Source organism: Candidatus Desulfosporosinus nitrosoreducens, assembly GCF_030954495.1.
GTDB classification, from domain to species: Bacteria; Bacillota; Desulfitobacteriia; order Desulfitobacteriales; family Desulfitobacteriaceae; genus Desulfosporosinus; species Desulfosporosinus nitrosoreducens.
The window spans coordinates 1-3,603 of the sequence record NZ_JAVHUW010000036.1 but is presented as its reverse complement, the minus strand read 5'-3'; the positions used below and the strand labels follow the sequence as shown (position 1 = coordinate 3,603).

The 3,603-nt window shown below is 44.2% G+C and carries 1 protein-coding gene and 1 pseudogene; both read left to right on the top strand.

What is annotated here, in order from left to right; genetic code table 11:
• On the top strand, positions 1–1,676 hold a 1,676-nt coding region (gene feoB / locus REC12_RS06320), incomplete at its 5' end, for a ferrous iron transporter B (protein ID WP_308892972.1).
• A gap of 397 nt (positions 1,677–2,073) precedes the next feature.
• Positions 2,074–2,549: pseudogene (locus REC12_RS06315) on the top strand (S4 domain-containing protein); the annotation flags it as partial.
• Between the last annotated feature and the right edge of the window lie 1,054 nt (positions 2,550–3,603).

The window sequence follows — 3,603 nt, the reverse complement described above, 5'->3', positions numbered from 1 at the left end:
GTTTGGGTATTCCGGTGGTTGGAACCAGTGCGAGAAGCGGCAGGGGCCTTGATCATTTGATGAACGCAGTAAGTTCTCTTACGGAGAACTCTCTTCAGGTAAATCCTCTGTTCCTGACTTACAGCGCTGAAATTGAAAAGGCTGTTTCTATGGTGGAACCTGTCATCGACAGTGCACTGCATGGACAGATCAGTTCCCGGTGGGTATCGCTCAAATTGCTGGACGGAGACGAAAGCCTGCTGCGGTCGCTGAAAGAGTATCTTGGCTATGACCTGCTGCAAAATAAGGAAATACTAAAAAAAGTGAATGACGCCCGGCTTTCCTTAGCGGAAGCCGGAATCCCCCACGATCAGTTCAGGGATCAGGTCGTCACGAAGATTGTTAAAACCTGCGAGAGCATCAGCCGGGAAGCAATCACTTTTGAAAAAAAGGAATATGCGGAACGGGACCGCAAAATCGATAAAATCCTGACTTCTAAGCTGACAGGTATTCCGATTATGCTCCTTCTTCTCTTTGGCGTCTTCTGGCTGACCATAACAGGAGCTAATTATCCGTCCGATATGCTCGCCTCCGGATTATTTGCCTTGGAAGACCACCTCACAGCATTTTTAGGGTGGATTTCCGCACCTGTCTGGCTAAGCGGATTACTTGTTGGCGGTGTGTACAGGACGCTGGCTTGGGTCGTTTCCGTCATGCTGCCGCCCATGGCTATCTTTTTCCCGCTTTTTACACTGCTTGAGGATTTAGGATATCTCCCGCGCATAGCCTTTAATCTTGACAATTTTTTCCGCAAGGCCTGTGCGCACGGCAAACAGGCGCTGACCATGTGCATGGGTTTCGGCTGCAACGCCGCCGGAATCATCGGCTGCCGGATCATCGACTCGCCGCGCGAGCGTTTGATCGCAACTATTACCAATAATTTTGTACCCTGCAACGGAAGATTCCCCACTCTGATTGCCATCATCACCATGTTTTTCGCGGGAGCTGTGGGAGGGGCGTTCCAGTCTGTCGTCTCCACACTGATTCTGACAGGAGTCATTGTCCTCGGCGTCACCATGACCGTGCTTATCTCCAAGCTGTTGTCCAAAACAATACTGAAAGGAATTCCTTCCTCCTTTAACCTGGAGCTCCCGCCTTACCGGCGGCCGCAGATCGGCAGGGTCATTGTACGCTCCATCCTCGACAGGACGCTCTTTGTACTGGGCCGGGCGGTTGTTGTGGCAGCCCCTGCCGGACTGATCATTTGGCTTCTTGCCAATATCCATGTGGGCAATTTAACATTGCTTGCACAGTGCGCCGGATTCCTTGATCCGTTTGCCAAACTGATGGGTTTGGACGGCTATATCCTAATGGCCTTTATCCTTGGCTTCCCGGCCAATGAGATTGTCGTACCGATTATGATCATGAGTTACATGGCAGCCGGATCGCTGACCGATATTGAGAGTTTGTCCCAGCTGCACGCCTTGTTTGTCAGCCATGGATGGACCTGGCTCACCGCCGTCTGCGCCATGCTGTTCTCGCTGATGCACTGGCCTTGCGGAACTACCTGCCTTACAATTAAAAAGGAGACGCAAAGTCTTAAATGGACGCTGCTATCCTTTGCCGTGCCGACAGTAACCGGCATTGCCATCTGCCTGATCGTAGCAAACACTGTTCGTTTATTGGGACTTGTGTAAAATGTCGGAGAGGAGACTTTAGGCATCGGAAAATATAAGGGTATCTCAAATAATAAATGTATGGAATAAACCCTTCCATAAATATAGCTTTAGCAATTGTTATTACGGCACAAGTTACGGTAAAAAAGATATCTAAAGCCCTAAATAATAAGAAGAGCGGGTAATAAACTCGCTTTTTTATATGCTTATTAATTTGTGTACGCTTGTTTACGTTATCTATTAAAATGGGGGTATTAGGGGCATTTGCCCCTAACAAGCGAATTTTGGGAGACAAAATTCAGTGCTTGCTACAACACAAGACAGCGGTCTTGTGTTGTGTGTTGGTTACGATTGTGCCTAAATACCACCAGCCGAAAAGAGAAGGCAGGAGGTTATCGCTCCTGCCCGAAAGACCACCTGTTTTTCGGTAAATAATATGTTGCGGGCAGAATGTTATAAGCAAAGAATGGAAAAAGGCCTGTCTTTCCTGGAATTCAACTATATGATTATGCAATCTTATGACTTCTATAATATCTGTATCAGAATCTAGCGTATGAACTGTGACCCTGCTGGTTCACGGTGAAGAGGAGGCTCAAACGCAAAAACGCTGCTTATGCTCTCTTCGCAGGTGGTACAGATGATTCCCACATGCCGACTACAGAAGTTGCATCTGAGCAACTAAACAATGGTATCATCAATATTGTGGATTTGATGGTGCACTGTGGTATAACTACTTCTAAGAATGAAGCAAGACGTCTGATTCAACAGGGTGGCGTATTTATTAATGAAGCTAAAGTTGAATCCATTGATTATAATATTGCTTCAGACCAATTGAAAAGCGGCATAAAAATACGCAAGGGAAAGAAAACCTACCATAAGGCGTTGACGAAGTAAGGTTGTAAATATACACTAACAACAAATGGAAGCCTTTCCTTGTGTGTACCCTCAGTTAAGTAGGTCGAAGCCAATGATGCTTTCCCTGAATATGAATGGGTAATAAGAAGGATGGATGCTAACTTTTCGGAAACAGGGTAATCCAGCAGACCAGATCGAAGGACTTAAACCGCGCCGACAACTACATCATCAAACCTTACCTCAGGCTATAACATGCAATTTCTTGTCGTAACTGTCTTTATCCCATTATGGTTTTACTCACAAAGAGAAATGCAAGCAATAAAAAGAAAAATGACGTGCTTAGAATAGCAACGATTTTAGCGTAGCGGGATTTAGCGTTTGTGAGCATGGCCTCAGCCCGCATCCGTTTGGCATCATTACTTAGTATAGTCACATTGGGTAATGAACCAATTTTTTTAGAGCGTTCGTCGATTTAAGAAATGTGAATAAATTTTGCGGACTTGAAGAAGTAGTTGCTGGGTTGTTATATTTTTTCATAGATGACAAAGTGAATTTGTTCAGTATCGGACAACAAAGCCATGCAGCAAAATAGAACTTCATAATAAAAAAATAAGGCCACTCATTAAGTGGCCTTTAAATTATAAAATTGATCCCGCAAAGTTCCTCCAGAATTAATGGATATACGGCTCGAGATTAATTTTTAACAAAGATTTACCAATCTAATCCATAAACCAGAGCAAAATCAAAATTGTTGGAGCAACCTTACATCCAGGTAAACAAAACTACTAATAATCTTGAAAAACTAAAAGGTAAGGGAGTAAATACTTTGACTTAAACTAATCAAAATTAAGTTTAAGTTAGAAACTAATCTAGACAAATCCTCCACTATTTCTTTGTGTTTTAAAAACCGAACCTAACACATACGAACTCGACTAACCGAACCTAACACATACGAATTCGACTAACCGAACCTAACACATACGAACTCGACTAACCGAACCTAACACATACGAACTCGACTAACCGAACCTAACACATACGAACTCGACTAACCGAACCTAACACATACGAACTCGACTAACCGAACCTAACA